Below are 16,525 nucleotides of genomic sequence, written 5' to 3'. Positions count from 1 at the left end.
CTCAGCGCTGGTTCTGGGCTTGGGCCAGCATCTGGCTGGCGTGAGCGCGTGTGGTGGCAGTGATCTCGATGCCGCCGAGCATGCGCGCGAGCTCATCCACGCGGGCGTTTTCGTCGAGCCTGTCGATGCGCGTGTGCGTTTGCGCAGTGTCGCTGGACTTGCTGACCTTCAGGTGGGCGTGACCCTGCGCGGCGACCTGGGCGAGATGGGTCACGCAGAGCACCTGGCGCTGGCTGCCGAGACGGCGCAGCTTCTGGCCGACGACCTCGGCGATGGCGCCGCCGATGCCGGAATCGACCTCGTCGAATACCATCGTGCCGACCTCATCAAGGCCGAGCGCGGCAACTTCGATGGCCAGGCTGATGCGCGAGAGCTCACCACCCGAGGCGATCTTGCGCAACGGGCGCGGTGGCTGGCCGGGGTTGGCGCTGACGAGGAACTCGCAGCGCTCGGCGCCGAGCGGGGTGGGTTCGTTGCCATCGGTGGCTTCGAGCACGACTTCAAAGCGCCCTTTGCCCATGCCAAGCTCGCCGAGCATCATGGCGACCGCAGCGCCGAGTCCGTCGGCGGCGCGGTGGCGCGCTGCAGTGAGCGCTTTTGAAGCGGTGGCCCACGCAGCGGCCTGGTTTTCGCGTTCGCGTTGCAGCTTGGCGAGGGCAGTCCCGGCACCACGCAGGATGTCGAGTTCCTCGCGCAGATGCGCGCCGTGGGCGGCGAGTTCGGCCATCGGCCGGCGGTGCTTGCGGGCGAGTTCGTGCAAACGGGCGAGGCGGTCGTCGATCTCGGCGAGGCGCTCGGGATCGAGGTCGAGGCCGTCGCGGTAGCGCGACAGCGCATCGGCCGCTTCCTCGAGCTGGATGCGTGCCTCGGCGAGCCGTTCGACGAGGTCGCCGAGGCGTGGGTCGAGTCCGGCGAGGCGCGTCGCTTCGTACTGGGCGCGGCCGAGCACGCGGGTCAGCGCGTATTCGCCGTCGCCGTCGAGGCTCTCGCCGATGCCGGCTGCACCCTGCACCAGCTGGCCGGCATTGGCGAGGCGGCGGTGTTCGTGTTCGAGGGCTTCGAGTTCGGATGGTGCGAGCGCGTGCGCTTCGAGTTCGGCGACCTGGTGTTCGAGCCACTCGATGCGCGCAGCGGCATCCTCGCCATGCGGCAGGGCGCCGATGCGTGCACCGACGTCCCGCCAGGCCCGCGCGGTTTCGGCGACAGCGGCGCGCTCGGCCTCGTGGCGGCCGAAGGCGTCGAGCAGGGCGAGTTGTTGGTGGCGGTCGAGCAGGGCCTGATGTTCGTGCTGGCCGTGGATCTCGACGAGGCCTGCGCCGAGGGTCTTGAGCTGGGCCAGGGTGACCGGACGGCCGTTGATCCACGCACGCGAACTGCCCTCGGCACGGATCACGCGGCGCACCTGGCAGGCACCGTCCTCGTCGAGTTCTTCCTCGCGCAGCCAGCGGGCGAGCTCGGGATGGCCATCGAGGTCGAACTCGGCGGACAGTTCGGCGCGTTCGCAGCCATGGCGGACCATCGCCGCGTCGGCGCGGCCACCGGCGAGCAGGAGCAGGGCGTCGACGAGCAGGGACTTGCCCGCGCCGGTCTCGCCGGTGACGACGGTCAGTCCCTGGTCGAAGCCGATCTCGGCCTCGTCGACAACGGCAAAATCCTTGACGTACAGCGAGCGGAGCATGCGCACACCCGTGGAGGCAGGTGCGCAGTGTCGTGGCCCCGACGCATGGCCGCAAGCCCGCCGGCGCGCGCGTCGGGTTAACTGGACGATCGTTGCTGGAATTGCCGCGGGACGATCCGGCTTGGGGGCATCGCTGCGCGGTTGCCTGCTCGCGGTGATGTGGTGACGGCGTGTATCCTGCGCCGTCATGTCATTCCACTCCGACCATCCGCTCGATCCACGCTCGCGCCACCTGCTGCGGACGCTGATCTCGCAGTACATCGCAGAGGGCCAGCCGGTCGGTTCGCGCACGCTGTCGAAGTCCTCGGGGCTCGATGTCAGCCCGGCGACGATCCGCAACATCCTCGCCGACCTCGAGGAGGCCGGTCTGGTCGCCGCGCCGCATACCTCGGCCGGCCGTGTGCCGACTGCACAGGGATATCGGGTGTTCGTCGACAGCCTGCTCGAGGTGCGCCCGCTCGGCGAGCCGCAGGTCGAGCAGCTGCGCCGCGAGCTGCCGACCGGGGCGGCGACCCCGACCCTGCTTGGCAGCGCCAGTGCGCTGCTGTCGGAAATGACGCGCTTCGTCGGCGTGGTCAGCGTGCCGCGGCACGACGAGTTCCCGTTCCGCCACATCGATTTCGTCGCCCTCGATGCCAACCGCGTGCTGGTCATCCTCGTCTTTACCGACGGTCAGGTGCAGAACCGTGTGATCGAGACTTTGCAGCCACACACATCGACCGAGCTCGAACAGACGGCGAACTATCTGAATACCCACTACGCGGGCATGCGCCTCGACGAGATCCGCGCACGCCTGCTGCGCGAAATGCGCGACGAAGGCGCGCGCCTCAATCGGTTGCTGGCAACCGCCGTGGAAGTGGCTCGCCAGGCGTTCGAGGCTCCGGCGGACAACGACATGCTGGTGTCAGGGCAAACCAACCTCATGGGCGTGCACGAGGCCGCTGACGTCGATCGCCTGCGCGAGCTGTTCGACGCATTCCAGCGCAAGCGTGACCTGCTGCAGCTGCTGGAGCGCTGCGCGCGTGCCGACGGTGTGCGCCTGTTCATCGGTGAGGAGGCCGGTTTCGCCGCGCTCGACGGCTACTCGCTGGTCACCGCGCCGTACGGCGTCGAGGGCCGCGTGCTCGGCGTGCTCGGCGTGATCGGGCCGACGCGCATGGCCTACGAGCGGGTGATCCCGGTCGTCTCGGCGACCGCCCAGCTTATTTCCGGTGCCTTGAACCGCTCCGGCGCGCCCCAATAGCGGGGGCGGGATCGCCGGCTGGCAGGGGTCGGCGGGCTTGCGAGGGGCAAACGTGGACCACCCGTCCGGGGGCCACTCAATTGGTTTGGAGGCGAAATGGAGAACACGAATCCGGTGCCGGATCCGGCCGACGCGCCCGCGGTGGACGAAACCGCGGCCGGCGGCAACGAGGCGCTCGGCCAGCTCATCAACGAGTACGAGGCCAAGCTCGGCGAGATGCGCGACATCCTTTTGCGCGAACGCGCCGAGCTCGAGAACCAGCGCAAGCGCCTGCAACGCGACCTTGAACAGGCGCGCAGGTTCGCCAACGAGCGTCTGCTCGGCGACTTGCTGCCGGTGCTCGACAACCTTGAGCGTGGCCTTGCTGCGGACAGGGGGGAGGCGGGTGGGCTGCGCAGCGGCGTCGAGCTGACCCTCAAGGAATTCCTGCGCATCGCCGCGAGCTTCGGCCTTGCCGTCGTCGACCCGGCCGGCGCGCCCTTCGACCCCGAGCGCCACCAGGCGATGACGATGGTCGATACCGATGCGCAGGCCCCCGGCACTGTCGTCACCGTGCTGCAGAAGGGTTACCTCCTCAACGAACGCCTGCTGCGTCCAGCGATGGTCAGCGTCGCCCAGGCGCCGGGTGGTTGAGGGCGGCAGGCGGATCGGTCCGCGCGCGTATGAGGTTGCTCGCGCAGGGCCCCGATCCATGGGCGCGGTGGCCGCGACAGACCTGACCAGGACATTTCTTCTTCTTGCAGGCGCTTGAAAGGTGAGGCGAAAACCCCACGTTTCGCGCCAGTGGTCGAGCAGACCAGACAACTTTCCGGGAGAGCAGAACAATGGGCAAGATCATCGGTATCGACCTCGGCACGACCAACTCGTGTGTCGCAGTCATGGAGAGTGGCGCTGCACGCGTCATCGAGAATTCGGAGGGTGACCGCACGACACCATCGGTCGTGGCATTCAAGGACGGCGAGGTGCTGGTTGGCGTGACCGCGCGCCGTGGCGCGGTGACCAATCCGAAGAACACCTTCTCCGCGGTCAAGCGCCTGATCGGTCGCAAATTCAGTGACGCCGAGGTCAAGAAGGATCTCGATCTGGTTGCCTACAAGATCGTCGCGCACGACAACGGCGACGCCTGGGTCGAGACCGCCGAAGGCCGCAAGATGGCGCCGCCGGAAGTGTCCGCACAAGTGCTGATGAAGATGAAGAAGACGGCCGAGGACTATCTCGGCGAGCCGGTGACCGAAGCCGTCATTACCGTACCGGCCTATTTCAATGACAGCCAGCGCCAGGCCACCAAGGACGCCGGCCGCATCGCAGGCCTGGAAGTCAAGCGCATCATCAACGAGCCGACCGCTGCCGCGCTGGCCTACGGGCTGGACAAGAAGGGTGGCGACCGCAAGGTGGCCGTCTATGACCTCGGCGGTGGCACCTTCGACATCTCGATCATCGAGATCGCCGAAGTCGATGGCGAGAAGCAGTTCGAAGTGCTGGCCACCAACGGCGACACCTTCCTCGGTGGCGAGGATTTCGACAAGCGCATCATCGACTACATCATCGACGAGTTCGAAAAGCAGCACGGCGTGGATCTGCGCAAGAACCCGATCCAGCTGCAGCGCGTGCGCTCGGCTGCAGAACGCGCCAAGATCGAGCTCAGCTCGCGTCAGCAGACCGACATCAACGAACCGTTCATCACGCAGGTCAACAACGAAGGCGTGCATCTGGAACTGCGCCTGACCCGGGCCAAGCTGGAGTCGCTGGTCGATGACCTGGTCAAGCGCACCATCGAGCCGTGCCGTACGGCCCTCGCCGACGCAGGGCTGAAGGTGTCCGATATCGCCGAGGTCATCCTCGTTGGCGGGCAGACGCGCATGCCCAAGGTGCAGGACGCAGTCAAGGACTTCTTCGGCAAGGAGCCGCGCAAGGACGTCAACCCGGACGAGGCGGTGGCGATCGGCGCGGCGGTGCAGGGTGGCGTGCTCTCCGGCACGGTCAAGGACGTGCTCCTGCTCGACGTGACTCCGCTCTCGCTCGGCATCGAGACGCTCGGCGGGGTGTTCACCAAGCTGATCGAGAAGAACACGACCATCCCGACCAAGAACACCCAGGTGTTCTCGACCGCGGAAGACAACCAGAGCGCGGTCACCGTGCACGTGCTGCAGGGCGAGCGCGAGCAGGCCCGCTTCAACAAGTCACTGGCCAAGTTCGACCTGGCCGGGATCGAGGCGGCGCCGCGCGGCATGCCGCAGGTCGAGGTCACCTTCGACATCGACGCCAACGGCATCCTGCACGTATCGGCCAAGGACAAGAAGACCGGCAAGGAGCAGCGCATCGAGATCAAGGCCGGCTCCGGCCTCTCGGACGACGAGATCCAGCGCATGGTCGCAGACGCCGAGGCCAACCGCGAGGAGGACAAGCGTTTCCAGGAGCTCGTCACCACGCGCAACAAGGCCGACCAGCTCGTGCACGCCACGCGCAGCGCGCTCAAGGAACACGGCGGCAAGGTACCGGGCGAGCAACTCGGCGCGATCGAGGAAGCGCTGTCGGATCTCGACAAGGCGATGAAGGGCGATGACAAGGCGCAGATCGAGGCGAAGATCGCTCACGTCGAATCCGTCGCGCAGTCGCTCTACGCCGCCGCGTCGGCCGGCGCCCAGCCAGGTGCCGATTCTGGTGCGCACTCGCAAGGGTCGGCCGGCGACGACGTCGTCGATGCGGAATTCACCGAAGTGAAGGACGACAAGGGCAAGGCATCCTGATTCATCGCCAGGGACACGGGAGGGCGGCGCTTTTGGCCGCTTTCCCGGCCTGCCTGTGATCGCCATGGCGCCACGCTCTTGCGGGCCCTGACTCCCGAATCTCCAACCCCGGCACTTTCATGGCCAAGCGCTGCTACTACGAAGTCCTGTCGGTCGAACGCACGGCCAGTGAGAGCGAGCTCAAGACCTCGTTCCGCCGCCTGGCGATGAAGTACCACCCTGACCGGTGCCCGGACGATCCGGCGGCGCAGGAGAAATTCAAGGAGGCCAAGGAGGCCTACGAGGTGCTGTCCGACACGCAGAAGCGTGCCGCCTACGACCGTCACGGCCACGCCGCATTCGAGCACGGAATGGGCGGTGGCGGTGGCGGTTTCAGCGGTGACGTCGGCGACATCTTCGGCGACATCTTCAGTGACATCTTCGGCATGGGCGGCAGCCGTGGCGGCCGTCCGAGGCGTGGTTCGGACCTGCGCTACCTGCTCGAACTCGACCTCGAGGAAGCCGTGTTCGGCATCGAGAAGCAGATCGAGGTGCCGACCCTCGTCGCCTGCGGCAAGTGTGAAGGCAGCGGCTCCGCGGACGGCAAGACCTCGACCTGCTCGACCTGTCGTGGCCAGGGCCGCGTCCGCATGCAGAACGGCATCTTTTCGGTGCAGCAGACCTGCCCGCATTGCGCGGGCAGCGGCAAGACCGTCGCCAACCCGTGCAAGGAGTGCCGGGGCGAGGGGCGCGTGCACGATGAGCGGACCCTGCAGGTCAAGATTCCGGCCGGCGTCGACACCGGTGATCGCATCCGCCTGACCGGGCAGGGCGAAGCCGGCCCGGCCGGCACCGTTCCCGGCGATCTCTATGTCGAGGTGCGTGTGCGTGAGCACGAGATCTTCGTGCGCGAGGGCGACGATCTTTACTGCGAGCTGCCGATCCGCTTCGCCCAGGCCGCGCTCGGCAGCGAGCTCGCCGTGCCCACGCTGGACGGTGAAGCCACGGTGACGATTCCGCCCGAAACACAGACCGGCAAGCTGTTCCGCCTGCGTGGCAAGGGCGTCAAGTCCGTGCGCAGCGGGCGCACTGGTGATCTCATGTGTCGCGTCGTGATCGAGACCCCGGTCAAGCTGACTGCCGAACAGCGCGAATTGCTCGAGCGCTTCGAAGCCACCTTCGAGGGCGAGGAAGGCCGAACCCATTCGCCACGCAACCGCTCCTGGCTCGATGGCGTCAAGCAGTTCTGGGACCGGGTGACGTCCTGACCGGCTTGCACCAGCGCACGCCAGCGTCGATGCTCGCGCACGGGCATTTCCGCCCGTCGAGTGGATCGTGACCGGCATGGCGACGACGACACGCATTCTCCTGTTCGGTGCCGCCGGTCGCATGGGCGAGGCGATCATGCGCCTGGCCGGCGCCGAGGGCCGCGCACACATTGCCGCGGCGATCGTTCGCAGTGGTTCGCCGAGCGCCGGGCTGGCCTGTGCCTTCGCACCCGGATCGAGCTACCTCCAGGCGCTTCCGACCGACGTGGTCGGCGATGTCGTGCTCGACGTCACCGGCGCGAATGGTTTCGACGACGCACTCGCCGCCGCATGCGCGCGCGGCATCGGTTTCGTCAGCGGCTCGACCGGCCTGTCGACGACACAGCTTGCTGCACTCGATGCCGCCTCGCGACGGATTCCGGTTCTCCTCGCCGCCAACTTCAGTCTCGGCATTGCCGTGCTGACCCGGCTCGTCGCGCAGGCGGCGCGGTCCCTGCCGGACTGGGATGTCGAGATCGTCGAGGCGCACCATCGCCTCAAGCGCGATGCGCCGTCAGGCACCGCGCTGCTGCTCGGCGACGCGGTCGGGCAGGGACGCCAGGCCGCATTGCCGGTGGCTGGTCCGGCACGCTGCGGACCGCGCGGCAAGGGCGAACTCGGTTATGCGGTCATCCGCGCTGGTGACATCGTTGGTGAACACTCGGTCTGGCTGGCCGGCGACGGCGAACGCATCGAACTCGCCCACCGTGCGACCAGCCGCGACGTTTTCGCCCGTGGCGCGCTCGTGGCGGCGGCGTGGATCGCGGGTCGCACACCCGGTCGTTACGCGATGGATGATGTACTGGACGTCTGAGCGGGAGCTTCAGTCCAGGTGCGCCGCGTCGTCCTTGCGGCTGGCGCCGATGCGACGATCGATGCGGCCAAACAGACGCTTGAACAGGCGCGCGAAACGACCACGCTTCGTCTTGCGCAGTTTCTCTTCCTCGCTGGTCAGCCAGGCCACCTGGATCACGCGACGCTCACCCTCGTGGGGCAGATGTCCGTGAAAGGAGTTGTCGGCGCGCGCGAACACGACGAAGTTGCCATAGATCGGACGGATTTCCTCAGCAACGAGGGCGTCGATACTGTCGTCGCGAGCGAGGAAGCGCAGACAGCCAGCGCTGGTCTCCGGCCAGTCGGGGTTGAGGTAGAGCAGGGCGGTGGCGATCTTCGAGCGGCTGTCGGTGTGGATGGTACCGTGCCGGCGGTTCAGCGAACGGCAGATCGTGACCAGGCTCGGGCGTGCCCCGAGCCCTTCCAGGCCGAGCCGTGCGCCGATCCAGTCGGCAAAGGCCGGCGCGGTCAGCTCGGCAATCAGGGCGTTGATCGCTGGGCCGCAGTCGCGCTCTTCGTAAGGAAAGAATCCGGCATTTGGATAGCGCGGGAAGTCGGCTGCAAGTGCAGCCTGCGCGGCCGCCGGCAGCACATCCCTGGAAAGCATGAACGCGAACGGTTCGCGCCTCACCTCGGCATTGGTTTCGAGCGCAGCAGTGTCGAGGATGGCCATGCGGAAGGTCGTATCGAAAAGCGGTGATTCTAGGGATGCTCTGATCAATCCCACAACGGCGTCACCGTCCTGTGCGGGCGCAGCTCGGCGTTGCGTCGGCTCGACAGACGGCCAGCCTGCCTTCGTCGTCGCGCCTTGAGCTGCGCCCGCTGTCATGCCGATACGCCGAATGGTGCCCGGGGCGGGGGTCGAACCCGCATGGCCTTGCGGCCGAGGGATTTTAAGTCCCTTGCGTATACCAGTTTCGCCACCCGGGCCGAACAGCCTGCGCACGCATCCGGAGGCGGAGGATGCACGAAGCGCGTCGGAACGACCAGATCGATGTGGAAGGGCCGCGAGGTGCAGCGCAGTCCTCGGCTTGAACGGAAAGACATGCATTGCGTACGCGTGATTTCCCATCCCTTGGCGCAGGCGTGCACACTGGAGCAGCCGCAGGGTGGCATACCCTGCAACGATCCGGGTCGGCCTGACAGTTGGAGTCCTCATGAAAATCGCCGTTTTCGACACCTACGTGGTGCGCCCGGACGGGCGCCGGATGCATTTCGACATCCTCGTGCCAGACCAGGACGCGGACCGGCAGGAAGCCGTCGTGCTGGCCCACGGGCGTCGCTACCTCGCCGCCAAGGGCGTGCCGGCAGAGACCCTGCAGGCACGCGAATGCCGTTTCTGCCACACCGAGTTCGCCGTGCCGGCGGTCGAGGCGGAGATCCGCCAGACGGGTTTCGCCATCATCGAGATGGAAAACTGCGACTGACCGCCAGTCGCGCCCATTGTGCAAGCGGATGACGTGATCGGCTGGGCGCGATCTACAATCGCCCCATGATCGACAACATCGCCGCTTACCACTTCACGCTGATCGACGATGCGGATGCATTGGTCACTCGCCTGCGCGCACTCGCCGAGGTGGGCGACCTCAAGGGCACCGTGCTCGTTGCCGGGGAAGGCATCAACCTGTTCCTCGCCGGTGACGGGATGGCGATCGACGCATTCATCGCCGCCCTGCGCGATGACGCCAGGTTCCGCGACATCGTGGTCAAGCGCAGCCGCAGCCACGGCGTGCCGTTCGCGCGGCTCAAGGTCCGGCGCAAGCGCGAGATCATCGCGTTCCGCCACGACGACACCGCGCCGTTGGCGCGCCGTGCGCCGGCGATCACGCCGGAACGGCTGGCGCGCTGGATCGAACGCGGATGCGACGACGACGGGCGTCGGCTCGTGTTGCTCGATACGCGCAACCGTGAGGAAGTCGAACATGGCACGTTCGTAGCCGCGATGACCCTGCCGATCACGCGCTTCGGCGACTTTCCCGCAGCCGTCGAGCGTGAGCGTGAGGCACTGGCTGGCGCCGCGGTGGTCAGTTTCTGCACCGGCGGCATCCGTTGCGAGAAGGCGGCGCTGTGGATGCAGGACAACGGTTTCGACCACGTCTGGCAGCTCGAGGGTGGCATCCTCGGCTACTTCGAACGGGTCGGAGGGCATGGCTACGCAGGGCGCTGCTTCGTGTTCGACGGTCGGGTTGCCCTCGACAGCGATCTCGTGCCGTTGGTCGATGTGGCTTGAGGCGTTTCCCCGGAGATCCTTGACATGCGTGCAGACGATCGATCGTGCACCGGATCGGTGCTCCGGGGACGACCATGAGTGATCTCTCGACGAGTTTCACGCGGGCCCTCGTGCGAGCACCGGCGGCTTCGTTCGTCGATGGCTTGCGGCGCGTGGAAGCCGGCGTGCCGGTGCTCGAGACGGCATTGGCCCAGCATCGCCGCTATGTGGCAGCGCTGCGTGCCTGCGGTGTCGAACCGATCGAGTTGCCGGCCGATCCGCGGCATGCGGACGCGTGTTTCGTCGAGGATACGGCCGTTCTTGTTGGCACGGCGGCGATGCTGGCACGCCCGGGTGCGCCGAGCCGTCGCGGCGAGGTTGATGCCGTCCATGCCGCGTTGGTGGATCTCGGCCTTGCGTGTGCCGGGATCGTGGCGCCGGCCACGCTCGATGGTGGCGACGTCTGCCTGGCCGGCGAGCGTGCCTTCATCGGGCTGTCGGAACGCACGAATGCAGCGGGTGCCGACCAGCTCGGTGCCTGGTTCGCGGGTTTCGGGATTGATGCGGCAACGATCGACATTCGCGGCTTCGATTCGATCCTGCATCTCAAGAGCGGGTTGGCCTGGCTCGGCGACGGCCGCATCGCGGTCGTCGAGGAATTGTGCAGCCACCCGCTGTTGCGTGATTTCGAGCCGGTCGTGCCCGTGGCCGGAGAAGCTGCCGCTGCGAACGCCGTGCGCATCGGTGGTCGTGTCCTGGTCGCTGCCGGTCATCCTCTTTTCGCCGCGCAGCTTGCCGGGTTCGGCCTGCAGCCGCTGGTCGTCGACATCGGCGAGTACGCCAAACTCGACGGTGGCCTGAGTTGCCTGTCGCTGCGCTGGCGGGAGCCGCGTGGCCAACACACGCTTGCGGCCGCAACCGACGGCCCGGATGGGTCGCGCGGCGACCTTCCATGATCATTCCTCCTGCGAATGACGTGGGAGACGCTGTTTCGGTCATGAACGCGAACGTCCACGAAGCCAGCCTGCATGCGCAGCGTGCAGGGAAACGTCAGCCGCGATGGAGAAAGCGTGGAGCTTTCGTAGAAGTTTCGTTGGCGCGACGATGCCGAACCGGGGTCAGGCGGCCTTGTCGCTGCGCTTGCCGAGCGCCGTGACGATGTCCTGCGCGCTGCGCAGGCGTTCGCTGGCGCCGTCGAGCTTGAGCTTGATGCGCAGCTTGTCCTGGCCGTCGAGCGCGTAGACCTTCGGCAGCGTCTGGATCATGCGGATCACCGTCATCGGATCGATGGCCGGTTTCGGGATGAACAGCACGCGGCCGCCGTTGGCGCCGAGTTCGAGCTTGCGGATGCCGAGCGCGGTCGCGCGCAGCTTGAGCGCGGTGACCGCGAACAGGTTCTTGAGCGCCTCGGGCAACACGCCGAAGCGGTCTACCATCTCGACCTGCAACTCGTGCAGGGCCTCGTCATCGCGCGCGCCGGCGATGCGCTTGTACAGGGTCAGGCGCGCGTTGACGTCGGGCAGATAGTCGTCGGGAATCAGAGCCGGCAGGTGCAGCTCGATCTCGGCCTCGTGTTCACTGGTCAGGTCGAAGTCGGGAACCTGGCCGGACTTCAGTGCGCGCACGGCGCGGTCGAGCATGTCGCGGTACATGGAGAAGCCGACTTCCTCGATCTGGCCGGATTGGTCCTCGCCGAGCAACTCGCCCGCACCACGGATTTCCAGGTCATGCGTGGCCAGGGCAAACCCGGCGCCGAGTTCCTCCAGCGAGGCCAGGGCTTCCAGGCGCTTCTCGGCATCTGCGCTCATGGCGCGCGTGTCCGGCACGATCAGGTAAGCATAGGCGCGATGGTGGGAACGACCCACACGCCCGCGCAACTGGTGCAGCTGGGCAAGGCCGAAGCGATCGGCGCGATCGATGACGATGGTGTTCGCACTGGGCACGTCGATGCCGGATTCAATGATTGTCGTGCACACCAGCACGTTGTAGCGCTGCCGATAGAAGTCCAGCATGGCCTGCTCGAGTTCGCGCTCCGGCATCTGGCCATGGGCGACACGGATGCGCGCCTCGGGGACCATTGCTTCGAGTTCTCGTGCGGTCTTCTCGATCGTCTCGACCTCGTTGTGCAGGAAGTACACCTGACCGCCACGTTGCAGTTCGCGCTGGAAGGCCTCGCGGATCAGGGCCGGATCCCAGTTGCCGATGAAGGTCTTGACGGCAAGGCGATGCGCCGGCGGCGTGGCGATGATGGACAGATCGCGCAGCCCGGACATGGCCATGTTCAAGGTGCGCGGGATCGGCGTGGCGGTCAGGGTGAGCAGGTCGACTTCGGCGCGCAACTTCTTGAGCTGCTCCTTCTGGCGTACGCCGAAGCGTTGTTCCTCATCGACGATGACCAGGCCGAGGCTTTTGAAACGCACGTCGTTCTGCAGCAGCTTGTGCGTGCCGATGACGATGTCGACCTTGCCCTCGGCGATCTGCGCAAGCGCGGCTTCGGTTTCTTTCTTTGATTTGAAGCGCGACAGCACCTCGACGCGGATCGGCCAGTCGGCGAGGCGGTCGCGGAAGTTCTGATGGTGTTGCTGGGCGAGCAGGGTGGTCGGTGCGAGCAGGGCGACCTGGCGGCCGGCGGTGGCGGCGACGAAGGCCGCACGCAGGGCGACTTCTGTCTTGCCGAAACCGACGTCACCACAGACCACGCGGTCCATCGGCCGGGTGCGCGCGAGATCGGCGATGACTGCTTCGATCGCCTGCGCCTGGTCGGGCGTTTCCTCGAACGGGAAGGCCGCGGCGAACTGGTCATAGAGCAGGCGATCGACCACGATCGAGGTGCCTTCGCGCGCCTCGCGCTGCGCATAGATCGCCAGCAGTTCGGCGGCGACGTCGCGCACCTTCTCGGCAGCCTTGCGCTTGGCACGCTCCCAAGCGTCGCCGCCGAGCGAATGCAGGGGAGCGAACTCGGGTGCTGTCCCGGCATAGCGGCTGACCAGATGCAACTGTGCGACCGGCACATAGAGGCGGTCACCTCTGGCGTACTCGATGGCGAGGAATTCGCCGTCCTGACCACCGACATCGAGTTTGAGCAGGCCCTGGTAGCGGCCGACCCCGTGGTCGACGTGGACGATCGGCGCACCGATGGCGAGTTCGCCGAGGTCGCGGATGACCGCTTCGGGATCGCGCGCCGCTCGCTTGCGCCGGCGCGTCTGCGCGACCCGCTCGCCGAGTAGTTCACGTTCGCTGAGCACGGCGAGAGCCGGCTCGACCAGGGCGAAACCGCGCTCGAGCGGCGCGACCGTGATGGCCAGGCGTTCGTCGCCAGCGACGAAGGCGTTCCAGCTGCTGACCACGGTCGGTTTCAGGCCGCCGCCGGCGAACTGCTCGATCAGCAGTTCGCGGCGACCGGCCGAATCGGCGGCGATCAGCACGCGGCCCGGATAGGCACGCAGGAAATCGGCGAACGCGGCGAGCGGTTCGTCGTGGCGCACATTGATCGGCAGGTTCGGTGCGGGTGCGGTACCAGGATCCGTGGCGGGCTCGGTGCCACCGCGGGCAACCAGGTCGATGCGCAGGCGCTGGTTCAACAGCTCACGCAACTGCTGTGGTGGCAGATACAGTTCGGCGACCGGCAGGATCGGACGCTCGACATCGTGCGCGCGCTGCTCGTAGCGCTCGCTCGCCTGCTGCCAGAACTGTTCGGCGGCATCGAGTACGCCTTCGCCAAGGATGAACAGCGCCTTGTCGGCGAGATAGTCGAACAAGGTGTCGGTCGAGCCCGCGCGGCCCTCGTCGAAGAACAGCGGCAGGTAGTACTCGATGCCAGCGGGCGCTGCGCCTTCGCGGATGTCCTGGTAGAGCGGGCAGCGGCGTGGATCGATCGGGAAGCGTTCGCGCAGGGTGTTGCGGAAACTGCGTGCGGTGTCCTCGGTCAACGGGAACTCGCGTGCCGGCAGCAGACGCACGTGCTCGACCTTGGCCGCCGAACGTTGCGTTTCCGCGTCGAAGCTGCGGATCGAGTCGATCTCGTCGTCGAACAGCTCGATGCGGTACGGCTCGGCCGTGCCCATCGGGAAGATGTCGAGGATCGCACCGCGCACGGCAAAGTCGCCCGGTTCGAGCACCTGCGGAACGCTGCGGTAGCCGGCGGCGGCAAGGCGACGCTGTTCGACGCCAAGGTCGAGGCGCTGGCGCGTCGCGAGAACGAGGCTGGAGCTGGAGATGTAGCTGCGCGGGGCGAGCCGCTGCATCAGCGTCGCCACCGGCACGACGAGCACGCCGCGCGTCAGCGAGGGCAGGCGGTACAGCGTGGCTACGCGTTGCGAAACGATATCCGGATGCGGTGCGAACAAGTCGTAGGGCAGGGTTTCCCAATCCGGAAAATGCAGCACCTCGAGTCCGTCGCCGGCGAACACGGCCAGCTCGGATTCCAGCGCATGCGCAGAGTGGGTGTCGTGCGTGACCGCAACGACCAGCGAGTCATGTCGGCGCCCCGCTTCAGCGACGAGCAGGGCCAGTGACGAACCGTGCGGGGCATGCCAGTAGCGCCGGAGCCTGGGCTGGGTCGGCAGCGGGAGTGTGCTCGGGATCGGGGAGGTCATGGACGAAAGCGCGGGAGAATCGCCGGCGCGGCGGGGCGCGCGCGGGCCGCGGAGTGTAGCGCAATCGCAGAGTACGACCCTCAGAGTGCCATGCGCACCAGCAGCAGCCCCGGTTCGCCGGCGATCGGCGCGCGTTCGAAGCCGAGACGATCGGCGAGGTCGAGCATGGCGCCATTCTCGGCGAGGACATGGCCCCAGATTTCGCGCATGCCGTGTTCGCGACTGGCTTCGATGAGACGGGTCATCAAGGCCCAACCCACGCCCTTGCCGGTGAAGGCCGGGTCGATGGCGATGGCGAACTCGGCACCTTCGCTGATCGGATCGAAATGCACGCGCGCCTCGCCACGGATTTCACCGCCGTCGTCATCGGTGACGACGAAGGCCGCGACCTTGTCCGGGTGTGGGGTACACAGATAGCGCGCGACTGGTTCGGGCAGTTCGGTCAGGGCGTGGAACACGCGCATGCGGATCTGCTCGGGCGACATGCGGCCGAACGCGCGCAACAGCGCGGACACGTCGTCGGCGTGGATCGGGCGCAGGCGCAACGCATCGCCGTCACGCGAAAGGAATGGCGTGCCCAGCGCAGGGGGCTCGGGCGGCGCGACTGCATGCAACGCGGCCCTCGGGGTGGCCGCAGGCCGTGCCGGGAATCGGAGCAGCTTCGGGGCAGATGTGTTCACGGGGGCGATGATGCGCCGCACAAATCGAGTTTGCACTCAAAAAACCGGGATTGGAGATTTGGGATTCGGGATTGGTTCAAGGATGCTCTGATCAATCCCGCACAGGACGGCCCCAGTCTTTTGAATCCCTAATCCCCGATCCCGCCATTGAAAGCCTCCAACCGTTCGATGACGTCCTCGACCGTGATGAGGTCCATGACGCCCTTGTACTCGAGCTTGGTGCCCCAGGGCAGGGCCTCGGCGGGCTTGTGGCGGTACTTGCGTGCGGCGGCGTCGTAGCGATCGACACACCAGCGACGCTCGGAATACGGGCCGGAGCGGTGTGGATTGCTGGCCGCGTGCAGGCCGAGCACAGGCGTGCCGACCGCGTTGGCCATGTGCATCGGTCCGGAATCAGGGGCAAGCACGAGGTCGGCACGACGCAGCAGGGCCAGCAGTTGCTTGAGCGTGTCCTTGCCGACGAGGTCGAGCGCGTGCGCCTGCATGTGACCGAGGATGGCGTCGGCGAATTCGCGTTCAAACGTGCTCGGACCACCGCACAGCACGACGCGCCAGCCGAGTTCGTGCGCGGCATGGTCGGCCACCGCGGCGTAGCGCTCGGGCCGCCAGTTGCGCAGGCGGTGACTCGAGGTCGGGCTGATGATCAGGGTGCGTGGCCCGGCCGGAAGATGGCGCTCGGCGAATGCAGCCGCTTCCTCGGGAACCGGGATGTCCCAGCGCACTTCGGTCTGCGCGAGACCGAGTGGTTCGAGGAAACTGGCCATCGCATCGAGTACGTGTTCGCCGCTGCGCTCGGGAATGCGGCAGTTGACGAACAGTCCGTGCAGGTCCTTCGAGCGGCGCCGGTCGTAGCCGATGCGCAGCGGCGATTTGACCAGCATGCTCAGGAGATTCGCGCGCAGGGCCACCTGCATGTGCAGCAGGACGTCGAAGCGGCGGCCGGCGAGCTTCGCGCGCACTGTGCGGAAGCCTTCACGGCCAGCGGCCTTGTCGAACACGATGAATTCGACCCCCGGAAGATCGCCGACGAGGCGATGTTCGAGCTTGCCGACCAGCCAGGTGATCGCCGTCTGCGGCCATTGCGCCTGCAAGGTGCGCACCAGCGGCACGACATGCGTCACGTCGCCGATCGCCGAGGTGCGCAGGATGCACAGCGAGGATGGCGGCGCGGCCGATGCCGGGTTCGATGCGCGACGCATGGTTATTGCTAGACTCCCACCGATTGGCCGCCGTGCGGCGGCGGCACCTTGGCA

At 67.0% G+C, this 16,525-nt stretch carries 13 protein-coding genes and 1 tRNA gene; 8 read left to right on the top strand and 6 right to left on the bottom strand.

Annotation, left to right across the window (positions count from 1 at the left end):
* Nucleotide 1: 1 nt before the first annotated feature.
* The gene (recN, locus tag KF907_RS14235; protein WP_291221417.1) at nucleotides 2-1,678 is read right to left on the bottom strand and encodes a DNA repair protein RecN; all 1,677 of its coding nucleotides are present in this window, start codon (nucleotides 1,676-1,678) and stop codon (nucleotides 2-4) included.
* 187 nt (nucleotides 1,679-1,865) lie between these two features.
* Between recN and hrcA the strand changes: the two genes are divergently transcribed.
* From hrcA to dapB, 5 genes are all read left to right on the top strand, one after another.
* Complete coding sequence (gene hrcA, locus KF907_RS14230; RefSeq protein ID WP_291221415.1) at nucleotides 1,866-2,921, top strand: heat-inducible transcriptional repressor HrcA; 1,056 nt, start codon at nucleotides 1,866-1,868, stop codon at nucleotides 2,919-2,921.
* A 96-nt stretch (nucleotides 2,922-3,017) separates the two neighbouring features.
* Nucleotides 3,018-3,554: a nucleotide exchange factor GrpE gene (grpE, locus tag KF907_RS14225; protein ID WP_291221413.1), complete on the top strand. Its 537-nt coding sequence runs from the start codon at nucleotides 3,018-3,020 to the stop codon at nucleotides 3,552-3,554.
* 191 nt (nucleotides 3,555-3,745) lie between these two features.
* Nucleotides 3,746-5,668 carry a molecular chaperone DnaK gene (gene dnaK / locus KF907_RS14220; protein WP_291221411.1) on the top strand — a complete coding sequence of 641 codons (1,923 nt, stop codon included), beginning with the start codon at nucleotides 3,746-3,748 and terminating at the stop codon, nucleotides 5,666-5,668.
* 119 nt (nucleotides 5,669-5,787) lie between these two features.
* Complete coding sequence (gene dnaJ, locus KF907_RS14215) at nucleotides 5,788-6,915, top strand: molecular chaperone DnaJ (RefSeq protein WP_291221409.1); 1,128 nt, start codon at nucleotides 5,788-5,790, stop codon at nucleotides 6,913-6,915.
* A gap of 76 nt (nucleotides 6,916-6,991) precedes the next feature.
* Nucleotides 6,992-7,768: a 4-hydroxy-tetrahydrodipicolinate reductase gene (gene dapB / locus KF907_RS14210; protein WP_291221407.1), complete on the top strand. Its 777-nt coding sequence runs from the start codon at nucleotides 6,992-6,994 to the stop codon at nucleotides 7,766-7,768.
* Between the two features lie 9 nt (nucleotides 7,769-7,777).
* Here the strand turns inward: dapB and KF907_RS14205 are convergent, their stop codons facing one another.
* Nucleotides 7,778-8,461, bottom strand: coding sequence for a 2OG-Fe(II) oxygenase (locus KF907_RS14205; protein ID WP_291221405.1), 684 nt, complete (start codon nucleotides 8,459-8,461; stop codon nucleotides 7,778-7,780).
* 170 nt (nucleotides 8,462-8,631) lie between these two features.
* Nucleotides 8,632-8,718, bottom strand: a tRNA-Leu gene (locus KF907_RS14200).
* A gap of 227 nt (nucleotides 8,719-8,945) precedes the next feature.
* On the opposite strand from KF907_RS14200, the gene KF907_RS14195 reads away from it, so the two are divergent.
* From KF907_RS14195 to KF907_RS14185, 3 genes are all read left to right on the top strand, one after another.
* The gene (locus tag KF907_RS14195; RefSeq protein ID WP_291221403.1) at nucleotides 8,946-9,215 is read left to right on the top strand and encodes a DUF2024 family protein; all 270 of its coding nucleotides are present in this window, start codon (nucleotides 8,946-8,948) and stop codon (nucleotides 9,213-9,215) included.
* Between the two features lie 65 nt (nucleotides 9,216-9,280).
* Nucleotides 9,281-10,018: a sulfurtransferase gene (locus KF907_RS14190; RefSeq protein ID WP_291221401.1), complete on the top strand. Its 738-nt coding sequence runs from the start codon at nucleotides 9,281-9,283 to the stop codon at nucleotides 10,016-10,018.
* Between the two features lie 74 nt (nucleotides 10,019-10,092).
* The gene (locus tag KF907_RS14185; protein WP_291221399.1) at nucleotides 10,093-10,953 is read left to right on the top strand and encodes a dimethylarginine dimethylaminohydrolase family protein; all 861 of its coding nucleotides are present in this window, start codon (nucleotides 10,093-10,095) and stop codon (nucleotides 10,951-10,953) included.
* 162 nt (nucleotides 10,954-11,115) lie between these two features.
* Here KF907_RS14185 and mfd read toward each other — a convergent pair whose 3' ends face one another.
* The 3 genes from mfd to KF907_RS14170 all read right to left on the bottom strand — a co-directional run bounded on the left by mfd (nucleotide 11,116) and on the right by KF907_RS14170 (nucleotide 16,471).
* Nucleotides 11,116-14,592 carry a transcription-repair coupling factor gene (gene mfd / locus KF907_RS14180; RefSeq protein WP_291221397.1) on the bottom strand — a complete coding sequence of 1,159 codons (3,477 nt, stop codon included), beginning with the start codon at nucleotides 14,590-14,592 and terminating at the stop codon, nucleotides 11,116-11,118.
* 80 nt (nucleotides 14,593-14,672) lie between these two features.
* Nucleotides 14,673-15,206 (bottom strand): GNAT family N-acetyltransferase, encoded by a 534-nt coding sequence (locus tag KF907_RS14175; RefSeq protein WP_291221395.1) that lies wholly within the window; start codon nucleotides 15,204-15,206, stop codon nucleotides 14,673-14,675.
* Nucleotides 15,207-15,400: 194 nt separating this feature from the next.
* Nucleotides 15,401-16,471: a glycosyltransferase family 9 protein gene (locus tag KF907_RS14170; RefSeq protein WP_291221393.1), complete on the bottom strand. Its 1,071-nt coding sequence runs from the start codon at nucleotides 16,469-16,471 to the stop codon at nucleotides 15,401-15,403.
* Between the last annotated feature and the right edge of the window lie 54 nt (nucleotides 16,472-16,525).

The sequence above is a fragment of the Dokdonella sp. genome, from assembly GCF_019634775.1.
In the GTDB taxonomy this organism is placed as follows: domain Bacteria; phylum Pseudomonadota; class Gammaproteobacteria; order Xanthomonadales; family Rhodanobacteraceae; genus Dokdonella.
This window is presented reverse-complemented; position numbering and strand designations above follow the sequence as displayed.

Coding starts and splice junctions, on each gene's coding strand:
- grpE (WP_291221413.1), top strand. CDS start 3,018: ATGGAGAACACGAATCCGGTGCCGGATCCGGCCGACGCGCCCGCGGTG.
- hrcA (WP_291221415.1), top strand. CDS start 1,866: ATGTCATTCCACTCCGACCATCCGCTCGATCCACGCTCGCGCCACCTG.
- KF907_RS14185 (WP_291221399.1), top strand. CDS start 10,093: ATGAGTGATCTCTCGACGAGTTTCACGCGGGCCCTCGTGCGAGCACCG.
- recN (WP_291221417.1), bottom strand. CDS start 1,678: ATGCTCCGCTCGCTGTACGTCAAGGATTTTGCCGTTGTCGACGAGGCC.
- KF907_RS14195 (WP_291221403.1), top strand. CDS start 8,946: ATGAAAATCGCCGTTTTCGACACCTACGTGGTGCGCCCGGACGGGCGC.
- dnaJ (WP_291221409.1), top strand. CDS start 5,788: ATGGCCAAGCGCTGCTACTACGAAGTCCTGTCGGTCGAACGCACGGCC.
- dnaK (WP_291221411.1), top strand. CDS start 3,746: ATGGGCAAGATCATCGGTATCGACCTCGGCACGACCAACTCGTGTGTC.
- KF907_RS14190 (WP_291221401.1), top strand. CDS start 9,281: ATGATCGACAACATCGCCGCTTACCACTTCACGCTGATCGACGATGCG.
- dapB (WP_291221407.1), top strand. CDS start 6,992: ATGGCGACGACGACACGCATTCTCCTGTTCGGTGCCGCCGGTCGCATG.
- mfd (WP_291221397.1), bottom strand. CDS start 14,592: ATGACCTCCCCGATCCCGAGCACACTCCCGCTGCCGACCCAGCCCAGG.
- KF907_RS14205 (WP_291221405.1), bottom strand. CDS start 8,461: ATGGCCATCCTCGACACTGCTGCGCTCGAAACCAATGCCGAGGTGAGG.
- KF907_RS14170 (WP_291221393.1), bottom strand. CDS start 16,471: ATGCGTCGCGCATCGAACCCGGCATCGGCCGCGCCGCCATCCTCGCTG.